Annotated in this window: 2 protein-coding genes; both read left to right on the top strand. The window is 54.6% G+C overall.

All coding sequences use genetic code 11. The features are described from left to right. Positions 1-211: 211 nt before the first annotated feature. Positions 212-580: a cysteine-rich VLP domain-containing protein gene (locus D1646_RS01455; RefSeq protein ID WP_160634720.1), complete on the top strand. Its 369-nt coding sequence runs from the start codon at positions 212-214 to the stop codon at positions 578-580. A 149-nt stretch (positions 581-729) separates the two neighbouring features. After that, on the top strand, positions 730-1,077 hold the full coding sequence (locus D1646_RS01450) for a replication initiator protein A (protein WP_160634719.1): 348 nt from the start codon (positions 730-732) through the stop codon (positions 1,075-1,077). Positions 1,078-1,243: the final 166 nt, after the last annotated feature.

The following is a 1,243-nucleotide window of genomic DNA, read 5'->3' as shown; positions in this document are numbered from 1 at the left end:
TTCCGGTGTCGTGCGCCCTGCCGGGGGCGTTGCGTCCTTCGGACGCGATGGGGAGCTGCACTCCCCAAACCCCTTGCACACCCGCAGGAAAGAAACACCCGCTTTGCGTCTGTTCCTTTCCTGCGGGTCAGGTATCGTCAGTGCCAGATTGGCACTCACGCTAAAAACGCAAATCTGACGTTTTTAGGATTTTACCGGGGGAGCGTGTGAAATGGCGCTATCCAAAATCCCTCACATGACCTACCAGCAGTACCGTACAACCCGGAGGCTGGTGCATGAGTGTTGCAATTACGATTGCGGCAACTGCCTGCTCCTGGACAACGGCGAGGAATGTATCTGTCCACAGAGTATCACCTACTCCCTAATCTGCAAATGGTTCCGCGCCGCCGTCCTTCCGCTGGACGCCGGCCTGTGCGCCGCATTGTTCCCGCCTTCCTCTGTCAGACGGCGGCACTGCCGGGAGTGCGGGAGGCCGTTTGCCCCGCCCAGGCACAACACTCTCTATTGCTCCACCTGTGCCGCAGAACGGGTGAAACGGAGCAAACGCACATGGGCCAGGAAAAACCGGGATGGAGTGTAGAAAAAGTACCCGCTGAAAACGCAGTAATATCAGGGCTTTCAAGACCGCCCTCAAAGGGGGCCTGATACATTTCCTTCCCGACCCCGAAAACGGGCCTCTAACGGCCCACAGCGGCGGTCTGACAGCCCCACACCAAGGAGGCTAATACCATGACCGACTACATGAAGGTAACCACCGAATTGCCGCCCTATTTCTTCTTTCCCTGGTTCCTGATGGACATGGGCTTGACCCTTACCGCCAAGCTGGCCTATGCCCTTTTGCTTGACCGGGCGCGGTTGTCCCAGCTCAACGGGTGGACGGACGAGGCGGGGAGAGTTTATATCATCTTCCCGATTGAGAAGATAGCCGAAATGCTCGGCAAGAGCATGACCACTGCCAAGAACGTATTGGCTGAGTTGGAGGCGGCGGGTCTGATTGAACGCAAACGGCAGCAGTTTTCCAAGCCTAATCATATCTATGTGAAACTGCCTGATGGACAAAAATTTAGCCGCCCCTGATGGATAAAAACTTGTCCTTCACCATGGCCGGAAAACTGTTCTTGTAATAGGGCAGAAACCCGGCTGACGCAGGCAAAAAACCTGTCCTCTAATAAGAACTATAAGAACAATAACAAGTATAAATAAAACGAGTGTGAGTAAATAGCGCCCACTTTTCGGACAAACG

Origin of the sequence: Pseudoflavonifractor sp. 60 (assembly GCF_009911645.1) — a bacterium.
GTDB lineage: Bacteria > Bacillota > Clostridia > Oscillospirales > Oscillospiraceae > Lawsonibacter.
This window is presented reverse-complemented; position numbering and strand designations above follow the sequence as displayed.

Coding starts and splice junctions, on each gene's coding strand:
- D1646_RS01455 (WP_160634720.1), top strand. CDS start 212: ATGGCGCTATCCAAAATCCCTCACATGACCTACCAGCAGTACCGTACA.
- D1646_RS01450 (WP_160634719.1), top strand. CDS start 730: ATGACCGACTACATGAAGGTAACCACCGAATTGCCGCCCTATTTCTTC.